Here is an 18,211-nt window from a genome sequence, read left to right as displayed (position 1 = left end):
GCTCAAGGTGGCCCCGGGTGGCACCGACCGGCACGGCAGGCGTGAGCCCCGCCCCGAGTGGGGCGGGGCGGGGCCGCACGCCCCCCGGTCAGCGGACCGACCTGAGGTCGGTGATCTTCAGGGTCTTCAGGTCGGACTGGACGTCGATCCGGCTGACCTCGGCGTGCGGCCCGTCACCCCAGGTGAGCGTGACCAGGCTGGTCGCGTGGCCGGCACCGGAACCCGTGTAGGTCACCTTCCACTTCACCGGCACGTTCTGCGCGAAGAGGATGCCGTCCGCGTGCTCCTTCTTCTCGAAGGCGGCGACCTTCTTCTGTGCGGCGGCGGAGAGGTAGAAGGCACGCAGCGCCTTGGCGGCGTCACCGGCGGACTTGTCGTCGGTGGACCAGACGGCGTCGATGTAGGCGCCGTAGAAGTCGGCGACGTGCTGGGTGACGTTGCGCGGGTCGCCCTGGGCGGAGCTCACCGCGGCGGCACGGGTGGTGCGGCTCGCGCCGGCACCCGCGAGGGCGGGCGTCACGGCGGCCAGGGTGAGGCCGCCGGTGAGGGCGACGGCGGTGATGAGGGTCTTGCGACTACGGACGGACATAGGTCTCATTCCCCCGGTTTCGTTACGACCGGGCTGATCCCGGCCGTCGACGGACCTTAAGACCTCATTTCCCTCGCACCGGTTCCGCTTTCTCTCGGCTTTTTCCCACTCCGTTCCCGGAATATGAGGCAGCCGGATGGTTGTGCCGAATTCCGGTCGTGTTTCCGCGTCCTTTCGGTCATTCCGCCTCGGTCGGCCGCGGTGAGCGTGGCGGTCATCGTCAGCGGGAGAGTCGGGTGGCGTACGCGGGCTCACGCCACCGGGCAGGGGAGCCGCCCGACCCGCCGTACGAAAGGGGGCGGGGCCGGGGTCCGGGAGGTGGGTGCGGACCCCGGCCCCTGGTCTGTGGGAGCCTGCCGGCGGCCTGGCCGGGCCGGCCGTTCCGTCAGGGCTTGCGGGCGACCGCGCCGTACATCGCTATGTCCTCGTCGCGGATGTTCTGCTCGCCGGTGCCGTCCGGATGCCACTTGTGGACCTGGACGATGCCCGGCTCGACCAGCTGCAGCCCCTCGAAGAACTCGTGGGCCTCGCCGAGGGTGCGCAGCCGCATCGGCATGTTGCGGGCCGCGTACTCGCGGGCGACCCGGCCTACCTCCTCGGGCGCGAACTCGGCGGTGCCGATGGACATCGCCAGGTAGCTGCCGGACGGCAGCGGCTCGAGCAGCCGCCGTACGACACCGACCGCGTCGTCCTCGTCGAGCATGAAGTGGACGATGGCGATGACGGTGAGCGCGACGGGCCGGTCCAGGTCCAGGGTCTCGCGCAGTTCCGGGGCGTCCAGGATGGCCGCAGGGTCGCGGAAGTCGGCCTCGATGTAGGAGGTACGACCCTCGGGCGCGCTGGCCAGCAGGCCCTGGGAGAGGGTGAGGACGATCGGGTCGTTGTCGACGTAGACCACCCGGGACTCGGGGGCCACGGCCTGGGCGATCTCGTGCAGGTTGGGCGAGGTCGGGATGCCGGTGCCGATGTCCAGGAACTGGCGCATATCCGCCTCCTCGGCGAGCCAGCGCACGGCGCGGTTCATCCAGTCGCGGTTGGCGCGCATGTGGACCGGGAGCGCGGGCCACTCCCGGGACATGGCGTCACCGGCCTCCTGGTCTGCGGGGTAGTAGTCCTTGCCGCCGAGGATGTAGTCGTAGATGCGGGCGGAGTGGGCGTTCTCGGTGTCGATGCGGTCGGCCGGCCATCCGTTGTCGGGCAACGCCGTGTCTCCCATTCGGGTCGGGGGGTGGGGACTTGCGTACGAACAGGTGGGTGCGTCACAGCTCCTTGCGGATCGCGCCGAGCAGGGCCTCGGTCTTCCGGGCCGGCGCGGCCTGGGCGCCGAGCCGGTCCAGCGCCTCCCGGTACACCACGACGTCGTCGGCCTTGTCGAGGTAGACGGCCCCGACCAGGCCGTTGAGGTAGACGATGTCGGGCAGTTCGCGGGCCCTGAAGCGGAAGAGGTGGTAGGCGCCCGCCCGCATCGCCGGGTGGGGGCCGTTGGCGAACGGCATGAGCTGCAGGGTCACATGGGGCAGCCGGTTCACCTCGATCAGGTGGTCGATCTGCGCCCGCATCACCTCCGGTCCGCCGACCGGCCAGCGCAGCACCGTCTCGTCCATCACCACCCACACCCGCGGCGGCGCCTCGCGGGCCAGGAGTTCCTGGCGGCGCATGCGCAGCGCGACCCGGCGCTCGGTGGCCTCGGCGGAGGCGTGCGGGCTGTCCGCGCCGAGCAGGGCGCGGGCATAGTCCTCGGTCTGCAGCAGGCCGTGCACGAACTGGTTCTCGTACGCCCGGATCTGCAACGCCGCCTGTTCCAGGCTGAGATACGCGGCGAACCAGTCGGGCATCACATCGCGGTAGGTGTGCCACCAGCCGCGCTTGTTGGCCTCGCGCACGGACTTCAGGAAGGTGTCGATCTCGTCCTGGTCGGCGACGCCGTAGACCTGGAGCAGCTTCTCGGCGTCCGCGAGCCGCAGCCGGGCCACCTTGGCGGCCTCCATGCGGCGGATGGTGGAGTGGCTGACGCCGATGGCGGCGCCCGCCTCGGCGTAGCTCAGGCCGGCCCGGGTGCGCAGTTCCTCCAGCTGCCGGCCGAGGATCATGCGCAGGACGGAGGGGGCGCCGCCCCAGTCGGTCTCCGCGGTCATGCCCCACACCCCCTCATCAGGTCACGGGGACACCGTCGCACACGGTCGCTCTCCCGGGGCCATTCGATCACGTCCTGGCCGGAGCAGCATGCACTTCGCCACTTGCAAATTTCAACTTGCTGGTTGCGGAGCGTTCTTGGCGGGTGCCACAGTGGACTCACTGCTCCGGCCGACCCAAGGAGCGGGCGGCGCGGACGGGTTGGGGGAGACCGGGCCGCACCAAGGCCTCGTACGAGGTCCGTCGTCCGCTGCGCGGGCGGTCGGCCCGACACCGCACCCCCACGCGAGGCCGGACGAAAGGCGCACGGCGATGGCTCCGCCCTTCCTCTCCCAACCGCTCCGCCACCCGCCCGAGCACCGGAGCCCCGCCCAACCACCGCTGCCTGCCGGCCCGTTGCGCCTGCCGGTGGTACCCCACGAGAACCGCCCCGAAGACCGCCCGGCCCCACCCCCCGCTGCCGTCCAGCGCCCAGGCCGGACACCGACCCGTCCAAGCCGGCCGGACCGGGCTCCGGACAGCGCAAATCGGCCAACCCTGATCCTGGACCACGGGGACGACCCGCACCCGGCTCCGGACAGCGCGGAACGGCGCGGCGGGTGGGGGGTCGCCGCCGATGGACCGGGCCGTCGCGCGGACACGGCGGGCCTGCCGGAGCGGTCCTCGGAGGGCACCAAGGACGACCCACACCCCTCCGCAGGGGCCGCGGAAGTCCACCCACACCCCGCCTCGGAAGACGCCGGGGAGTGCCCCCAGCGCGCCCCGGAGGACACGGACGACTTACCACAGCGCGCCTCGCAGGACACCGGGGAACGCTCGCTCCCCGGCCCGGAAGCCCTGAATCATGCGCGTCGACCGCCGAGCGCGGCCGGCGTCCCGAGACCACCCGGAGGCGGGCGGCTCGGTCGACTCCCTGGGCCCCTCGGCCCCGACCGGCTCGCCTCCGGGGACCCGCCTCCCCGCTCCGCCGCCGCGTTCGAGCTGCCCGCGCAGCCGTCGGCCGTCGGCACCGCCCGGCGTGTCGTCGAGGACCTGCTGACCGCCTGGGGCGTGCCGGACGGCCCCAGGGCCGACGCGCTCCTGGTGACCTCGGAGCTGGTCACGAACGCCCTCGTGCACGCGGCCGGTGCACGGATCGCCTGCCGGCTGCGCGGCACGGCGGACCGGATACGGATCGAGGTCGAGGACCAGGACGGCGGCCCCACGCTGCCCGTGGCGCGCCGCCCGGCGCCCGACGACCAGCACGGCCGCGGGCTCTTCCTGGTCGACGCGCTGAGCCGCGACTGGGGCGTGACGCCGGTGTCCGGCCGTCCCGCCCGGGTCGTCTGGGCGGAGCTGCCGTCCGGCCACGACCGACACCACGACTGACAGCGTGCCCGCCCCCACCAGACCACCCACGGACCATCCCCCACTCGTCCGAAGGATGCCCATGCGCCTCGTCGCCCCCGCCCCCGCGCCGTACGCCGACCCGTCCTGGACCCGCACCCGCCCCGGGCCCGGCTCCCAGGAACAGGCCGGCTGACCCCGCACCCGCCTAACCACCCGGCCGCTTCACTCCCCCGTCCCAAAACCACCCCCACCGACACCCCACCCGCCCCCGAACCCCGGTACATTCGCCGCCGGTGCGGGTCGTCCGCATCCTCGGGGCTCGGCGTCCGCACGGGTTCCCTGGTCGTCGCGCGGGCCGTTCCCTCGGGGGTGTGCATGGTCTGGTCGGTGATCCGCCGGAGGCGGGCCGCCACGGCCGGGCTGCCCGTGCCCGGGCGGTGCGGGCCCGAGGCCGGCCGGCATGTCCTGGCCACCGAGCGGCTGTTGCTGTTCACGCCCCGGACCCGGCTGGACGTGGCGGCGGCCCTCGCCGCCTGCGCCGACGCCGAGGCGCAGCGCTGGCTCGGCACCCAGGCGGACGAGGTCGTGCCCGACCCGAGCACCCGCAGGGCCCTGCTGGCCTGGCGGCCGGCCGGCGACGACGGTCGCCGGGTGCCCCGGAAGCTGGCCCAGCCGTACGCACCCGGCCCGGACGACCCCCTGCTGCTCGTCTGCGTGCGCAGGTCGGACCTCGGCTACGCCGGCGCCCTCGAACTGGAGCACCGCACCGGCGAGATGGGCGGCTGGCTGGCGCCGGCCTGCCGCGGCCAGGGTCTGGGCGCGGAGCTGTTCCGCGCGGGCGCCGCCCTCGCGCACACCCACGCCGGGCTGAGCACCGTCCGGGCGGGCGCGGAGCCCGGGAACACCGCGAGCCGACGGGCCCTGGCCCGGGCCGGCTTCGTCCCGGACGAGGGGCCGCCCCGGCACACGCTGCCCGACGGCCGTGTGGTCGAGGCCGTCTGGCACCGCCACGACAGCGCGGCGGCCTCCCGCTGCCGCTGACGACCACTCGACCACCGGACCACACGATCACCGACCACCCCCCACCCTTCACGGAGAGCCGACGTGACAGACACCGGATTCAGCCCGGAGTGGATCGACACCGGCAAGCCGCACTCCGCGCGGATGTACGACTGGTTCCTGGACGGCAAGGACCACTACGTCGTCGACGCCGAGGCCGCGAGCAAGGTGCTGGAGTTCTTCCCGGACGCCAAGGACTCGGCCTGGGCCAACCGCGAGTTCATGCACCGGGCCGCGCGCTTCGTCGCCGGCCAGGGCGTCGACCAGTTCCTGGACGTGGGCACCGGTATCCCCACCGAGCCGAACCTGCACCAGGTCGTCCAGGCGGTCGCCCCGAGCGCCCGGGTGGTGTACGTCGACAACGACCCGATCGTGCTGCGGCACGCCGAAGCCCTGCTCAAGGGCACGCCGGAGGGCCGTACCGCCTATCTGCACGCCGATGTCCGCGAGCCGGAGCGGATCGTGGAGTACGCCCGGGAACATCTCGACCTCGGCCGGCCCGTGGGCCTGTCGCTGATCGCGCTGCTGCCCTTCGTGACGGACGAGCAGGACCCGCACCGTGTCGTCCGCACCCTGCTGGAGCCGCTGCCGTCGGGCAGCTACCTGATGCTGTCGCACGGCGGCACGGAACTGTTCGACCCCGAGGTGTGGGGGCGGATAGACGCCGTGTACCGCTCCGGTGGCACCTCGGTGCGGTTGCGGTCGTACGCCGACGTGGTCCGGTTCTTCGACGGTCTGGAGCTCGCCGAGCCGGGTGTCGTGGAGGTCACCCAGTGGCACCCGGAGCCGGACATGCGGGTCCGCGTCGAGCAGCCGGTGTACGTGGGGGTGGCCCGCAAGCCCTGACCACCTGCCGCGCCGGCCGCTCCCCGAGGACCTGTGCGGCGAAATGCCGCCCGGCGCAACACCGCCTCGGCCGGGCTGATGCGTCGCAGCGGCTTCGCGGAGGAGGCCACCATCAGCCTCTTCGTACGGCCGCTCGCCGAGTGCCCCGACGGCGACGCGGGGCGGGCCCGTCATGCACCGTGGGCAGCGGGGCCCGCCGTGAGGAGCGGGGCCGGCCACCGCCTTTCCCGGGCGCCCGCCTCGTGCCGCCGGGACGTGCGCGGGTTCAGTGCCGGGCCCCGCCGGATCGTGCGTGGGCGTCCAACGCCTCGGCGGCGGTGCGGAGTTGCTCCGCGGCCGTGGTGCAGGCGGCGGCCTGCTGCTCCAGGGCGGGACGGCTCCAGTCGGGCGCGGCCGGGCAGCCGCTCAGAGTGGCCGCGGTGGCGAGCAGTTGACGGGCGTAGCCGTCCATGCGGTCGGCGTCGGCCCGCAAGGTGCCGACCTGTGCGAGGAGTTCGTCGGCCGAGGCCGTGATCGCGCGGGGGGACTCGGTCACCATGGCGGCTCCCACTCGACTGGGGATGAGGACGGGGGGATTCAGCGCGGCAGGACGGCGCCTGCGCTGCGGTGCAGCATGAACTGGGGGCAGGTCAGCACGAACCGGGGCCGGGTCCGGTCGATGCCGAGCCGGCGCAGCTGTCCGGCGAGGGGTTCGGCCGCCGCGGTGTGCAGTCGCAGCCGCACGCCCGTGCCGGGGTGCAGCCTCGGCCTGCCGTGGGCCCGGACCAGGGTGCGTACGGTGCTCTCGGACCGGCGGCCGTAGAGGATCCAGTCGGCCTCCGGGCAGCGGACGCCCGGTCCGAGCCGGCCCTGCACGGTGATCCCGAGGTCCCCGGACCGGACGCCGATCCGCCGGCCCGTCAGGTCGACCTCGGCGGTCGTCCGCATCGCGGGCTGGCCCCAGATCTCCTGGGCGACCACACGGGCCTCGTCGCTGGTGACGGCGAGGGAGAGGACGTATCGGCCCGTGCGGCGCAGGTCGACGCGGCGCAGCAGGTCCGCGGCGACGTCGTACGGGCGCGGCCGCCACAGGTCGTCGACCAGGACGGACAGGGCGATCTCGGTGTGCGGGCCGATCGTGGAGCAGCGGTGCTCGTAGAGCGACAGCACGGCGAGGGCCCGTCGGCCCAGCCGGCTCGGGGTCAGCCAGGTCACGCCGGGCAGCAGGCGGCGCGTCGCGTCCGGGCAGACGGGGAAGCAGAGGTGGGCGACGGAGGAGTCGTAGTAGCGCACCGGTACGTCGACCGGGCCGGCCGTCGTCGGGATGGAGGTGGTCGGCAGGGTGAGGAACGGGTAGCCGTCGGGCGGGTGGGCGCGGTCCTTGAGCTGGTAGGCCTGGGTGCGCACGATCGGGCCGCGGTACGGCGTCAGTGCCGCGTCGACGTCCCGGCGGGCCTCGGGGATGACCGTGCGCAGGTGCTCGATGTACTCGCGGAGCATGTGGCACAGCGGGAACTCACGGGTGGGCCCGGTGTAGTCGACCGCGTACCGGTGCGGGTGCGGGTCGAACACGGAGCCCGCGTCCCGGCCGTCCAGGACGGGCACGACGTCGTGCTGGTTGGTGATGCTCGCGACCCAGGTGCGCGGGTCGGCGGGCTTCTTGTCGTCCACCGGCGAGCCGACGGCGACGATGTGCGTGACCCGGTAGGTGCGGCAGAACTCCTCGTCCTGGGCGAGGTTCATCAGCGCGATCCCGCCCTCGCCGTGTCCGATCAGCGCGAGCTCCGCGCCGCGCGGGATGCCGTAGTCCGCCAGGGCGAGCAGGACCGAGCGGGTGCGGGGCGAGTCGGCCAGGACCAGGTTGCGCCAGGCACCGACGAAGTCCTGCGGGGAGTCGTTGCGCGGCCGGCCCGGTGCCACGCCGGGCGCCTGGACGACATAGCGGACGACACCGTCGGGACCGCGCACGTTCTGCACGAGGATCCGTCCGTCGGCGGACAGCACGTCGATGTTGCGCAGGTACCCGAGGAACGAGCCCTCGGTGGCGATGAACTGCTTCTCCTGGTCCGTGAGGTCGACGGCCTCGGCCGCGCCCCGGTCCGTGTCCGCGCGGTGCGGGCCGCTGATCCGGTGCAGCGGATCGGCGGAGGGCCGGGGGGACGGCCAGACGGTCGGCTCGGCGGACGGCTCACGCCCCGACGCGAGCGCCCAGGCGGTCTCGTCGTGCTCCGGGTCCTCGTCCAGCAGGGCGCGGACGGCGACCAGTTCTGCCATCAGCGGGGCGAGCCCGGACAGGGCCCGCTGGGCGCCCTGGTCCCGGAACAGGGCGCGCAGCGCCCGTACCGCCGCCGGGTCGCGGTCGGCGGTGACGGCCTCCAGCAGCCGGCGCATGCCCGGGTCGCGTCGGAACTCGGGGTGGTCCACCAGCACGGCGGCGACCCGCAGGCGCAGCGAGGTGACGGCGACCAGCGCGGCCAGGCTCTCCCGGCCCAGCACCGCACCCGCCGCACCGAGCACCTGGCCCATGCCCTTCGGCGCGCCGTCCGCCGGGCCGCCGAGGCCCTGTCCGTTCGTCAGGGCCCGCAGCAGCGCCCACCGGGCGGCGAGGCCGGTACGGGGACGGCGGCGCGCGGAGGCGGTCAGGGGAGGCGCGAACAGCGTGGTGCCGGTGCGTGCGGACACCGCGCGAATGCCCTGGGCGACCTCCACCACGTCCCGTGCGCACCGGCGCAGCAGCTCTCCGGTGTCCTGACCGTCCGGCGCGAGCCGTCCGGGTGCGTGGCCGTCCGCTCGCATCCGACGCTCCCTCGTTCGACGACGTACGACGACACAAGACAGGGTTCAGCCGCGCCGGAGCGGCGCGATCCCGGTCCCATCGTCGGCCAGGGACACCGGGCCCGCACCTTCATCCGTCCAGGCAGCGGACGCCGAGGCCGTGCGGCCCGCCGGGCCCGGACCCCACGGCCGCACGACGGCTGCATCGATCACCGCGCACACCGCCGCATACTCCCCCGCCCCGCCTCGGCAGCCGGGCCCGGACCATGTCCCCCGAACGGCCGCAGGGCGTTCCTCCCCCGCCGGTCGCAACGGACGGCGGGGGAGGGCTTCGCCCCCCGCCGGTCACCGCGCGTGAGCGTGCACACCTCGTTCGGGTGGCCGCCCGTGGGGCCGCCGGCTCATGCCCCGGGCATCAATCCCGCGGCGACGGTGGCCCCGAGCTCCCAGCACGCCTCGGTGTCGGCCTTGCCGGGCTCGCCGGTGACCGTCACCGTGTCGGCGGCGCGGCGCCAGCCGAGGCCGGTGGTGACGGCCTCGATGGCACGGACGGCGCCGGTGACGTCACTGCCGCCGTGGACGTAGTAACCGAAGGGCCGGCCCCGGGTCTCGTCCAGGCAGGGGTAGTAGATCTGGTCGAAGAAATGCTTCAGCGCGCCGGACATGTACCCGAGGTTCGCCGGTGTGCCGAGCAGATAGCCGTCGGCCGCCAGGACGTCGGAGGCGGTCGCGGACAGCGCGGCCCGGCGGACGACGCGGACGCCCTCGATCTCCGGTGCCGTGGCGCCGGAGACGACGGCCTCGAACAGCGTTTGGCAGTTGGGCGAGGGGGTGTGATGGACGATCAGCAAGGTAGGCACACCCCGCACCCTGCCGTGCCCGCTCGGCGCCTCGCAAACGACGGGCGTGGCGGGCCGCGCGGCGGGGTAGTGGCTGTACACGGGGAGCGACGGGAGGGGCCGCCGTGACGGGCACGGATGCACTCGGGGCCGATCCCGGCCCGAAGGGGCTGCCGGCCGGCTACCGATGGCGGCCGGCGACCACCGCCGACGCGGACGCGGTCCACCGCCTGGTCGCCGCGTACGAACGCGAGGTGCACGGCCGCGCCGAGACCGCGGCCGACCGGATCAGCGCCGAGCTCACCCTGCCCGGTCTGCGGCCGGAGCACGACACGCTGCTCGTGCACGACGCCACCGGTGCGCCGGCCGCATACGGCTGGGTGAAGGGGCAGCGGGCCAGGGTTCATGTGCACCCCGGTCACCGGGGCCGGGGCCTCGGCGGTGCGCTGCTCGCCTGGAGCGAGACCAGGGCCCGGCGAGCGGGCGGCGACCGGCTCGCGCAGACGGTCCCCGACGGCGACGGCGCCGCGGCCGCACTCCTGCGGGCCGGTGGATACTCCCGCCTGGTCACCGAGTGGCTGCTGGAGATCGCGCTGCCACGCGAACCGGAGGTACCGGATCCGCCCGCGGGCATCGCCGTACGCCCGTTCCGGCACGGCGACGAACAGGCCGCGTACCAGCTCACCGAGGACGCCTTCGACGAGTGGCAGCCACGGCGGAAGAGCTACGCGGAATGGGCGCGGCAGACGGTGGAACGCGGCACGTTCCGGCCGGCGGCGTCACCGCTCGCCTTCGCCGACGGCCACCTGGTCGGGGCCGTGCTGTCACTGGACGTTCCGGGCCACGACGAGGGATACGTCGCGCGCGTCGCGGTGCGGCGCGACCAGCGCGGCCGGGGCATCGCCCGCACGCTGCTGCGCGAGGCGTTCCGCACCTTCCACCGTCTCGGCAGGCCGGCCTGCACCCTGCGGACGCACTCCGGCACCGGCGCGCTCTCGCTGTACGAGCGCCTGGGCATGACGGTCCGGAGCAGTTCCACGGTCTACGGCAAACCGCTCGTCACCGGCTGACCGGGGCGGGGCGGGTGGCGCCGGAAAACGCGTCCGGCGCTGTCGGTGCCCTCGGCTACGGTTGCGCCCCTGTACCGGAAGGGGGAGGGAAGTGCAGGTCGGGGTGGGGGCGGTGCGCTGGCAGGCCAAGGCGATCGACGCCGAGGCGGAGCTGTCGAAGGCGTCCAAGGGGCCCGACGGCGACCTGAGCGGCTCGCTCGCGGACGCCTTCCTGCGTCAGGGTCCGGTCACCGCGGCCTGCGAGATCGACCAGACCGGCGGGCCACATCGGCTTCCTGCGCGTGTGGACCGGCAGGTCCGGTGAGGCCGACGCCGGCAGCGTGCTGCGGGAGTTCGTCGCCGCGGAGGACAACGCCGGCAAGGAGAGGTACCACCCCTTCAGGACCCGCGGCGGCCTGACCGGCGTGGAGGTGGAGTACCTCTACACCAGCAAGCTCCTGGGCGCGACGAAGACAGAGTCCGCGCTCGCGGTCGGCACGCCCGAGGGCCCGGTGGTCCTGCACCCGGCGGGATGGACACCGAGGAGCGCGAGGCGATGCGGCCCGCCTACGAAGTCGCCGAGCGGACGCCCGAGTTGACCTGAGCCGGCCGGCCGCGGGGTGCGGCCGTCAGTAGCGGAGACGCCTGGCCCTCAGCAGCATGATCAGACCCGACAGGGCGAGCAGCGTGCCGAGCGCGGCCGGCCACAGGTGCGCACCGGTCTCCGCGAGTGCGCCCTGCCGAGCGCCCTGCGCCTGGGGCGGCGGGGCCGATCCGGCGGCGGTGGGCTGGGCGGATGCGGACCGAGCGGGTGCGGAGTGAGCAGGTGCGGACTTGGCCGGTGCCGACTCGGCGGGGGCCGACTCGGCGGGGGCGGACGTGGGCGGGGGCGGCGCCGACTCGGTGGACCTGCCCTGCTCGGCGGTGTGGTGCCCGGTGGTGTGGTGCTGCCCAGGGGTGCCAGTCGCTGTCGTCGTGCGGGCCGGTGCGGTGGTGCGGGCCGGTGTGATCGTCGCGTCGGTCCTAGGAGCCTCGCTGGTCTGCGTGGCCGAGGGCGCCGGTGCGGAGGTGGCGGTGGCGGTGGCGCCGGGCTGCTCCGTCGTACCGGAACCCGGGGCGGCCGTCGTACCGGAGCCGGAAGTCGCCGTGGGTGACGCCGTCGTACCCGGGGTGTCGCCGTCGGGGCCGCAGGCGCGGCCGGAGTTGATGCAGTCGACCATCTGCCGCATCAGGTCCTCGTCGAAGACGTTGATGAAGTCGCCGTGGTCGGTGACGGGTTTGTGGAGTTGCTCGGGGAAGGAGTCGACCGCGAAGAGCGGGACCGTACGGCCGCCGTCCTGGAGGCTCGGCGCCTTGACGTCGTAGACGATGCGCTCCTCCAGCTGCGGAATGGCGCGGAAGCCGGCCGGGCAGGAGCCGTCGGGGGCGGTGAAGGCCACGTGGGTGCGGTGGTTGGCGCTGTCGATGTTGCGGCCGTCCCAGCAGCTCTGGAACCGGAAGGTGCGCACCACGTCGCTGCCCTGCGGACACAGGGGGTACTTGTCCTTCAGCTGCCGGTCCTCGTGACCGGTGCAGCTCCAGGACGCGTTGGCGTTACCGGGCCCGTTGACGAAGGCCTTGGCGTCGCCGGTGATGATGCGCAGGAACCGCGGCATGGCGGTGACCTTGCCGCGCGGGTTGCCCGTGAAGGTCAGCGTGACCTGCGCGGGTGTGACGATCTGGCCGGCGTTGCCCTCCGTGCCGCCGCCCGGGGATCCGGCGTCCCGCTCCTGTGTGCCGTTCTGCAGGCGCAGCACCGGCCAGTAGTAGGTGGACCTGTCGCCCTGGTCCACGCAACTCGTGCCGGCGTTCGCCAGGTCGTCGTCGCTCGCGAAGGCGTTGTTGCCCTGGTTGCCGACGTAGTCGTGGAAGTGGTGGGCGCCGTTGGAGACGCCGGGGGCGACGATGACGTTGTCGGAGTTGAACAGGCCGTTCGCGTTGACACCGCAGTCGGAGGTGAAGCTGCCGCGCGAGGCGTCGGCCTGCTGAGGCGGGTTCGGTGCAGCGGGCGGTACCGAGGTGATGTCCGCGTAGTCGGAGACGACGGGTCCGTTGCCGCCCTGGCCGGCGCCGCCCGGCAGGGCACCCGGGCTCGCGGTGGCGGTGGCCTGAGGGCCGGCGCTCGCGCCGTCGCCGCCGGGGCGCAGGGTGCAGGCGGCCAGGGCGTCCAGGCCCTGCGGGCGCTCCCCCGCCCGGTCGATGGCGTCGGTGATCCGGCCGATGGCGGCGGCCCGCTGTTCCCTGAGTGGGTTCATGATCGTGTCGTCGACCGAGCCGGAGTCCTGCCCGCCGGCCTGCGCGGACTGCTGGAGCTGCCGGTAGGCCTCGGCCGTCTGCCGGTCGAGCAGGGCGAGTTCACGGTCCACGTCGGGACGGGCGGCGTCCGGTACGGCGGTCAGCCGGCTGCCGATGTCGGGGCAGTCGATGGTCGCCATGCCGGCGGACAGCACGTGTCCGGTTCCGTTCGCTCCGGATCCGTCGCCCCAGCCCTCGGTCGCCGAGGCGTAGACATTGACCGTGGCGAGGCCACCTCCGCCCAGCATCAGGGCGATCGCTGCGAAGGTCGCGCGTCGTGCGCCGGTCGGGCGTCTGCGCTTGTTGCGTGCCAAGGTCGTCCCCTGTGTGGTGTGCGCCGGTCGGGCATGGAGCTCCCCGGGCTCATACGGAGGGCGGCACCGATGTGTTCAACCGGATCGCGGATTCACCGGGACCTCACAGGAAAACGCGGAACTCGCTCCTTCCCTTTCGAACAGTGACACGAACATCACAAATACGTATCGGACATTTCACACCTCAACCTTCACACGAGGTACACACGTTGGCTAGGTTGACGCGAGGCCGCCCGGCCCTCGACGTGCCGGACGCAACGGCCCAACTGCCCTACGGGGCAAGGAAGGAGCGTGTCTTCCATGGCGCCGGAGAGCCGCGACGAGGTTGCGCGGGACGAGGTTCGGCAGCGGATCGACTCCCTCTACGACCGGGCCGAGAACGAGACCGGGAACTACAACGCGACCCGGGCCATGGCCTCGGTGACGCGCTCACGGGGCGTCCCCCTGGCCAAGCGCTCGGCGCGGCGGTCCGATCCCGCTCTCGACGAGATCGCCCGGCAGTGGTTCGACGGCGCACGCGCCAAGCTCGGCCCGACCGTCCCCGCCGTGCTGCCCGCCGACCGGCTGCCCGACCGCCCGGCGGCGGGGCGCTCCCGCGGCCGGACGGGCGGCGCACCGGACGCCCTGGGCGTGGGCCCCTCCGCCCGACGGGCCGAGGCCCTGGAGCGTGCCGCCGCCCGCACGGTGGCCGAGCTGACGGCCGGCCGGGCGACGGATCCGGAGAGCCTGGCCCTGGCCGCACGGCAGAGCGGACGCGCGGCGCTGCCGGGGCCGCGACGCCCTGAACTGCCAGGAGCGGTCACGGAGTTGTCCGCCCTCGACGGAACAGGGACGGCCGGCGCGGGCCCGGCGGGCCTGGCGCTGCCGGGCGCGTCAGCCCTGGTGACGGCCGACCCGCTGGGAGTACCGGCCGGTCTTGATCCGGTGGGGCCTGCCGGCCTCGGACCGGTGGAACCGACCGGCCTCGGACCGCTGGAACCGACCGGGCTCGGTCCGGTGTATCCGGCCGGGCTCGGGACTGCGTCACCGGCCGGCGCCGGTCCCGCCGAAACCGCCGTTCTCCCGACGCCCGCCCCACCCACTGTGCAGGGCACCCCGGTTCAGGAACCGAGGACACTGCCCGGCCCCAACGCGCCGGGCCGCCCCTCCCCCGCCACCTCCAAGGCGAACAACCAGCGCAAGCTGGCCGCAGCGAGCGACGTGATCACCCGGTACACCGCCCGACTGACCACGGCCGCCGCAGCCGCTCAAGCCGCGCCCATGACGGTGACCCCGCCGGAGTACGGTGCGGTCGCGGCGCCTGAGTACGGTGCGGCCGCACCGGCGGAATACATGATGGCCGCACCGCCGACGTCGGTCGCGGCCACACCGCCCGCGTCCGTGACAGCCGTCCCGCCCACACCCGTCACGGTCGCACCACCCGTACCGACGACGGCCGCACCGTCGGCTCCCGTCACCGCGCCAACTCCCGTGCCCGTTACGGCCGTACCGCCCGCACCGCCCGTCCAGGCCCCCTTCCCGGACCCCGCAACCGGCCAGTGGCAGGAGTCGCCATGGACGACGCCCGGAGCGACGGCGACCGCGACGCCGACCGTGGACGTCTCGCCCACCACCGCACCCCCCGCGGCCGACCCCATGGCACCCACCGCCCACCCCGAGTCGCCCCGGGCCGTGCGGGCCGCCAAGGCCATCGCGTTCGCCCGGGCGCAGATCGGGAAACCCTGCGTGTGGGGGGCGACCGGGCCGGACTCGTACGACTGCGCCGGCCTCACTCAGGCCGCCTGGCGGGCCGCCGGGGTCCCGCTGCCGCGCGCCGCGTACCAGCAGGCGCTCGCCGGTGCGCCGGTCACTCTCGCCGGGATCGAGCCCGGCGACCTCGTCCTCTTCTTCGACGACGACCGGCACGTGGGCCTGCATGTCGGCGGCGGCATGATGGTGCACGCGCCGGGCCCGGGCTCGTCGATACGCGAGGAGTCGATCTACGGCGCCGGGGAGTCGGCGATCCACCGGATCGTGCGGCCCGCCTGAGCGGTCCGTGGGCCGGGTGGACCGGGACCGGGATCAGCCGCGGCGCCGGTGTGCGCGCCGGCTCTCATAGTGGTCGAGCAGGGTCTCCTCCAACGGGCGGTAGGTCAGGCCCAGTTCGTGGATGCTGCGGCTGTTGTCGACGCGGAAGCGGATGCCGAGGTGCTTGCCGATGTAGTCCTGGGTGAGGCCGAAGGCGGGGCCCAGGATGCGGACCGGCCAGTGCGGCAGTCTGGTGCGCGGGAGCCGCAGGTCGCGGGGGTGGCGGGCGAGGACGATGCGGGCCATCTCGTGGAACGACGTCATGGTCTCGGCGGCCACGATGTACCGCCCGTGCGCGGACGGGTTCTCGGCGGCGGCGATGTGCGCGTCGGCCACGTCCCGGACGTCCGCCGTGGTGAAGCTGAAGTCCGGTGCGCCGTAACAGAAGTAGCCCTGGAACAGCTCGTCCAGCAGGAAGAGGCTGCCGGAGCCGGAGGCGGGGGTGAACGAGGGGCCCAGGATCAGCCCGGGGTTGACCGACACCATGCGCCAGCGGTCCTGCGCCGCCTCGGCCTCCCACGCGGCACGCTCGGCCAGCGTCTTGGCGTAGTGGTAGGGGTTGTTCTCGAGGGTGCTGGTGGTGTTGAAGTACCGTTCGGAGAGGACCTGGCCGTCCATCGCGAGCACATCGGCGTAGTCGCCGAAGATCGCGCCCACGGTGGACGTGAACACGAGCGTCCGCACCTCGGGGGTCCGCTCGATCGCCGCCAGTACGTTGCGGGTGCCCAGCAGCGCCGGGTCCACCACGTCCCGTCGGCCGTCCTCGATCCGCTCCGGCATCAGGAACGGCGAGGCGACATGGAAGACGACAGAGCAGCCCCGGAACGCCGCGCCGAAGGTGCCGCTGTTGACCAAGTCCGCCTCAAAGAGCTCCAGTTGGCCGGGAAACGCCTCCTGGATCTCCCACAGCGGCCGGACCTTCGCCGCGTCGGCCCTGTTGCGTACGGTGGCATGGACCAGGTAACCCCGCTCCAGCAGGCGTCGAACGAGATGGCTGCCGACGAATCCGCTGCCGCCCGTCACCGCCACGACCGTCCCCGTCACGACCGTCCCCGCGTGTCCGCCCACGCTCACCCTCCCCATGCCGCCGTCCGAGGACAGGGTCGGGCACCGGATGCTGCAGGGGAACACCCTGGACCACAGGGCGACAGCGGACCATAAGGCGGCACTGGGTATGTCATAAGATCCACTTATGGGGTCATAGACCGGACCCCCGTACCAACTTAGGTGTGCCTTAGTTTAGGCTTCCCGATCGAGTCGCCCATTCACGCTCGAAGGGAACCTGATCATGCCGCGCCCCCTGCGGGTAGCCATCGTCGGAGCCGGCCCCGCCGGGATCTACGCCGCCGACGCCCTGCTCAAGTCCGAGGTGGCCGCCGACCCCGGCGTCTCCATCGACCTCTTCGAGCGCATGCCCGCCCCGTTCGGCCTGATCCGGTACGGCGTCGCCCCCGACCACCCGCGCATCAAAGGCATCATCACCGCCCTGCACCAGGTCCTCGACAAGCCGCAGATCCGTCTGTTCGGCAACGTCGACTACCCGACCGACATCAGCCTGGACGACCTGCGCGCCTTCTACGACGCGGTGATCTTCTCCACCGGCGCGATGGCCGACCGCGACCTGCCGATCCCCGGCGCGGGCCTGGACGGCTCCTACGGCGCCGCCGACTTCGTCTCCTGGTACGACGGCCACCCGGACGTGCCGCGCACCTGGCCCCTGGAGGCCGAGAAGGTCGCCGTGCTGGGCGTCGGCAATGTCGCCCTCGACGTGGCCCGCATCCTCGCCAAGACCGCCGACGAGCTGCTGCCGACCGAGATCCCGCCGAACGTCCACGACGGACTGAAGGCCAACAAGGCCGTGGAGATCCACGTCTTCGGCCGGCGCGGGCCCGCCCAGGCGAAGTTCAGCCCGATGGAGCTGCGCGAGCTGGACCACTCGCCGAACATCGAGGTCATCGTCGACCCCGAGGACATCGACTACGACGAGGGCTCGATCGAGACCCGGCGCGGCAACAAGCAGGCCGACATGGTTGCCAAGACCCTGGAGAACTGGGCGATCCGGGATGTCGGCGACCGGCCGCACAAGCTGTTCCTGCACTTCTTCGAGTCCCCCGCGGAGATCCTCGGCGAGGACGGCAAGGTCGTCGGCCTGCGCACCGAGCGCACCGCCCTCGACGGCACCGGAAACGTCAAGGGCACCGGCGAGTTCAAGGACTGGGACGTGACCGCGGTCTACCGCGCGGTCGGCTACCTCTCCGAGAAGCTGCCCAAGCTGCCCTGGGACATCGACTCGGGCACGATCCCGGACGAGGGCGGCCGGGTCATCGAGGAGGGCGGCACCCCGGTGCAGTCCACCTACGTCACCGGCTGGATCCGACGCGGCCCCGTCGGCCTGATCGGCCACACCAAGGGCGACGCCAACGAGACCGTCGCCAACCTGCTGGACGACTACGCGAACGGCCGGCTGCACACCCCGGCCTCGCCCGGCCCGGAGGCGGTGGACGCCTTCCTCGCCGAGCGCGAGGTCCGCTTCACCACCTGGGAGGGCTGGTACAAGCTGGACGCCGCCGAGCGCGCTCTGGGCGAGCCGCAGGGCCGTGAGCGCGTGAAGATCGTCGAGCGCGAGGACATGCTCCGGGAGAGCGGGGCGTAGGCCCGGACTCCGCACAGGGGCCAGGGGCCGGTGCCGATGCGCCGGCCCCGCGGCGTGTCGCGCACGGCACGCGCTGCGACGCCGGGCGGGGAACCGCCCGCGGGTGCCGGCGGCGGGCACGACCTCCGGCCCCGTCTCCGCATGAGCGGCCCCCCGTTATCTTCTTCGCGGTCCTGCAAGAGGGCCGCTGGCCTCCGGGCCCGGCATGACTGTTCCCCCCTGTCGAAGGGATGACCTGGGGGGTG

The 18,211-nt window shown here is 73.5% G+C and carries 16 protein-coding genes; 8 read left to right on the top strand and 8 right to left on the bottom strand.

The genetic code is table 11. The features are described from left to right. Positions 1–88 precede the first annotated feature (88 nt). The 3 genes from ACFYZB_RS29145 to ACFYZB_RS29135 form a co-directional block, all read right to left on the bottom strand. Positions 89–589 carry a hypothetical protein gene (locus ACFYZB_RS29145; protein ID WP_388763714.1) on the bottom strand — a complete coding sequence of 167 codons (501 nt, stop codon included), beginning with the start codon at positions 587–589 and terminating at the stop codon, positions 89–91. Between the two features lie 385 nt (positions 590–974). Continuing rightward, the gene (locus ACFYZB_RS29140; RefSeq protein ID WP_351213516.1) at positions 975–1,790 is read right to left on the bottom strand and encodes an SAM-dependent methyltransferase; all 816 of its coding nucleotides are present in this window, start codon (positions 1,788–1,790) and stop codon (positions 975–977) included. A 58-nt stretch (positions 1,791–1,848) separates the two neighbouring features. Then, positions 1,849–2,724, bottom strand: a complete 876-nt coding sequence (locus tag ACFYZB_RS29135) for a helix-turn-helix domain-containing protein (protein ID WP_388763712.1) — start codon at positions 2,722–2,724, stop codon at positions 1,849–1,851. Between ACFYZB_RS29135 and ACFYZB_RS29130 the strand changes: the two genes are divergently transcribed. The 3 genes from ACFYZB_RS29130 to ACFYZB_RS29120 all read left to right on the top strand — a co-directional run bounded on the left by ACFYZB_RS29130 (position 2,678) and on the right by ACFYZB_RS29120 (position 5,956). Continuing rightward, positions 2,678–4,090, top strand: a complete 1,413-nt coding sequence (locus ACFYZB_RS29130) for an ATP-binding protein (RefSeq protein WP_388763711.1) — start codon at positions 2,678–2,680, stop codon at positions 4,088–4,090. The genes ACFYZB_RS29135 and ACFYZB_RS29130 overlap by 47 nt on opposite strands. Before the next feature lie 348 nt (positions 4,091–4,438). Continuing rightward, positions 4,439–5,092 (top strand): GNAT family N-acetyltransferase, encoded by a 654-nt coding sequence (locus tag ACFYZB_RS29125; protein WP_388763709.1) that lies wholly within the window; start codon positions 4,439–4,441, stop codon positions 5,090–5,092. A 63-nt stretch (positions 5,093–5,155) separates the two neighbouring features. Then, positions 5,156–5,956 (top strand): SAM-dependent methyltransferase, encoded by an 801-nt coding sequence (locus tag ACFYZB_RS29120; RefSeq protein WP_388763708.1) that lies wholly within the window; start codon positions 5,156–5,158, stop codon positions 5,954–5,956. 265 nt (positions 5,957–6,221) lie between these two features. Here ACFYZB_RS29120 and ACFYZB_RS29115 read toward each other — a convergent pair whose 3' ends face one another. The 3 genes from ACFYZB_RS29115 to ACFYZB_RS29105 form a co-directional block, all read right to left on the bottom strand. Continuing rightward, positions 6,222–6,494, bottom strand: a complete 273-nt coding sequence (locus tag ACFYZB_RS29115) for a hypothetical protein (protein ID WP_388763706.1) — start codon at positions 6,492–6,494, stop codon at positions 6,222–6,224. A gap of 38 nt (positions 6,495–6,532) precedes the next feature. Next, the gene (locus tag ACFYZB_RS29110) at positions 6,533–8,731 is read right to left on the bottom strand and encodes a hypothetical protein (RefSeq protein ID WP_388763705.1); all 2,199 of its coding nucleotides are present in this window, start codon (positions 8,729–8,731) and stop codon (positions 6,533–6,535) included. A 380-nt stretch (positions 8,732–9,111) separates the two neighbouring features. Further along, entirely contained in the window at positions 9,112–9,570 is a 459-nt protein-coding gene (locus tag ACFYZB_RS29105) for an NAD(P)H-dependent oxidoreductase (protein ID WP_351213503.1), read from the bottom strand. Positions 9,571–9,674: 104 nt separating this feature from the next. On the opposite strand from ACFYZB_RS29105, the gene ACFYZB_RS29100 reads away from it, so the two are divergent. From ACFYZB_RS29100 to ACFYZB_RS29090, 3 genes are all read left to right on the top strand, one after another. Beyond that, positions 9,675–10,619, top strand: coding sequence for a GNAT family N-acetyltransferase (locus ACFYZB_RS29100; RefSeq protein ID WP_388763703.1), 945 nt, complete (start codon positions 9,675–9,677; stop codon positions 10,617–10,619). Positions 10,620–10,710: 91 nt separating this feature from the next. After that, positions 10,711–10,923 carry a hypothetical protein gene (locus tag ACFYZB_RS29095; protein ID WP_388763701.1) on the top strand — a complete coding sequence of 71 codons (213 nt, stop codon included), beginning with the start codon at positions 10,711–10,713 and terminating at the stop codon, positions 10,921–10,923. After that, positions 10,901–11,197: a lipoprotein gene (locus tag ACFYZB_RS29090; protein WP_388763699.1), complete on the top strand. Its 297-nt coding sequence runs from the start codon at positions 10,901–10,903 to the stop codon at positions 11,195–11,197. The genes ACFYZB_RS29095 and ACFYZB_RS29090 overlap by 23 nt, the downstream gene beginning before the upstream one ends. Positions 11,198–11,227: 30 nt before the next feature. Here ACFYZB_RS29090 and ACFYZB_RS29085 read toward each other — a convergent pair whose 3' ends face one another. Then, complete coding sequence (locus tag ACFYZB_RS29085) at positions 11,228–13,180, bottom strand: DUF1996 domain-containing protein (RefSeq protein WP_388763906.1); 1,953 nt, start codon at positions 13,178–13,180, stop codon at positions 11,228–11,230. A 366-nt stretch (positions 13,181–13,546) separates the two neighbouring features. Here ACFYZB_RS29085 and ACFYZB_RS29080 point away from each other — a divergent pair, with 366 nt between their 5' ends. Then, a complete protein-coding gene (locus ACFYZB_RS29080) occupies positions 13,547–15,274 on the top strand; it encodes an NlpC/P60 family protein (RefSeq protein WP_388763698.1) in 1,728 nt (575 codons plus the stop codon). 33 nt (positions 15,275–15,307) lie between these two features. Here the strand turns inward: ACFYZB_RS29080 and ACFYZB_RS29075 are convergent, their stop codons facing one another. Beyond that, the gene (locus ACFYZB_RS29075) at positions 15,308–16,381 is read right to left on the bottom strand and encodes an NAD-dependent epimerase/dehydratase family protein (RefSeq protein ID WP_388763696.1); all 1,074 of its coding nucleotides are present in this window, start codon (positions 16,379–16,381) and stop codon (positions 15,308–15,310) included. A 220-nt stretch (positions 16,382–16,601) separates the two neighbouring features. Here ACFYZB_RS29075 and ACFYZB_RS29070 point away from each other — a divergent pair, with 220 nt between their 5' ends. Next, entirely contained in the window at positions 16,602–17,966 is a 1,365-nt protein-coding gene (locus ACFYZB_RS29070; protein ID WP_388763694.1) for an FAD-dependent oxidoreductase, read from the top strand. Positions 17,967–18,211 lie beyond the last annotated feature (245 nt).

Source organism: Streptomyces sp. NPDC001852 (assembly GCF_042891825.1).
In the GTDB taxonomy this organism is placed as follows: domain Bacteria; phylum Actinomycetota; class Actinomycetes; order Streptomycetales; family Streptomycetaceae; genus Streptomyces.
Note: the sequence above shows the minus strand (reverse complement) of the source record. Positions and strands in the feature narration are given on the sequence as shown.

Excerpts from the sequence above, each read along its gene's own strand:
- ACFYZB_RS29145 (WP_388763714.1), bottom strand. The coding sequence starts at position 589 with ATGTCCGTCCGTAGTCGCAAGACCCTCATCACCGCCGTCGCCCTCACC.
- ACFYZB_RS29130 (WP_388763711.1), top strand. The coding sequence starts at position 2,678 with ATGCGCAGGACGGAGGGGGCGCCGCCCCAGTCGGTCTCCGCGGTCATG.
- ACFYZB_RS29135 (WP_388763712.1), bottom strand. The coding sequence starts at position 2,724 with ATGACCGCGGAGACCGACTGGGGCGGCGCCCCCTCCGTCCTGCGCATG.
- ACFYZB_RS29115 (WP_388763706.1), bottom strand. The coding sequence starts at position 6,494 with ATGGTGACCGAGTCCCCCCGCGCGATCACGGCCTCGGCCGACGAACTC.
- ACFYZB_RS29110 (WP_388763705.1), bottom strand. The coding sequence starts at position 8,731 with ATGCGAGCGGACGGCCACGCACCCGGACGGCTCGCGCCGGACGGTCAG.
- ACFYZB_RS29085 (WP_388763906.1), bottom strand. The coding sequence starts at position 13,180 with ATGCTGGGCGGAGGTGGCCTCGCCACGGTCAATGTCTACGCCTCGGCG.
- ACFYZB_RS29080 (WP_388763698.1), top strand. The coding sequence starts at position 13,547 with ATGGCGCCGGAGAGCCGCGACGAGGTTGCGCGGGACGAGGTTCGGCAG.
- ACFYZB_RS29070 (WP_388763694.1), top strand. The coding sequence starts at position 16,602 with ATGCCGCGCCCCCTGCGGGTAGCCATCGTCGGAGCCGGCCCCGCCGGG.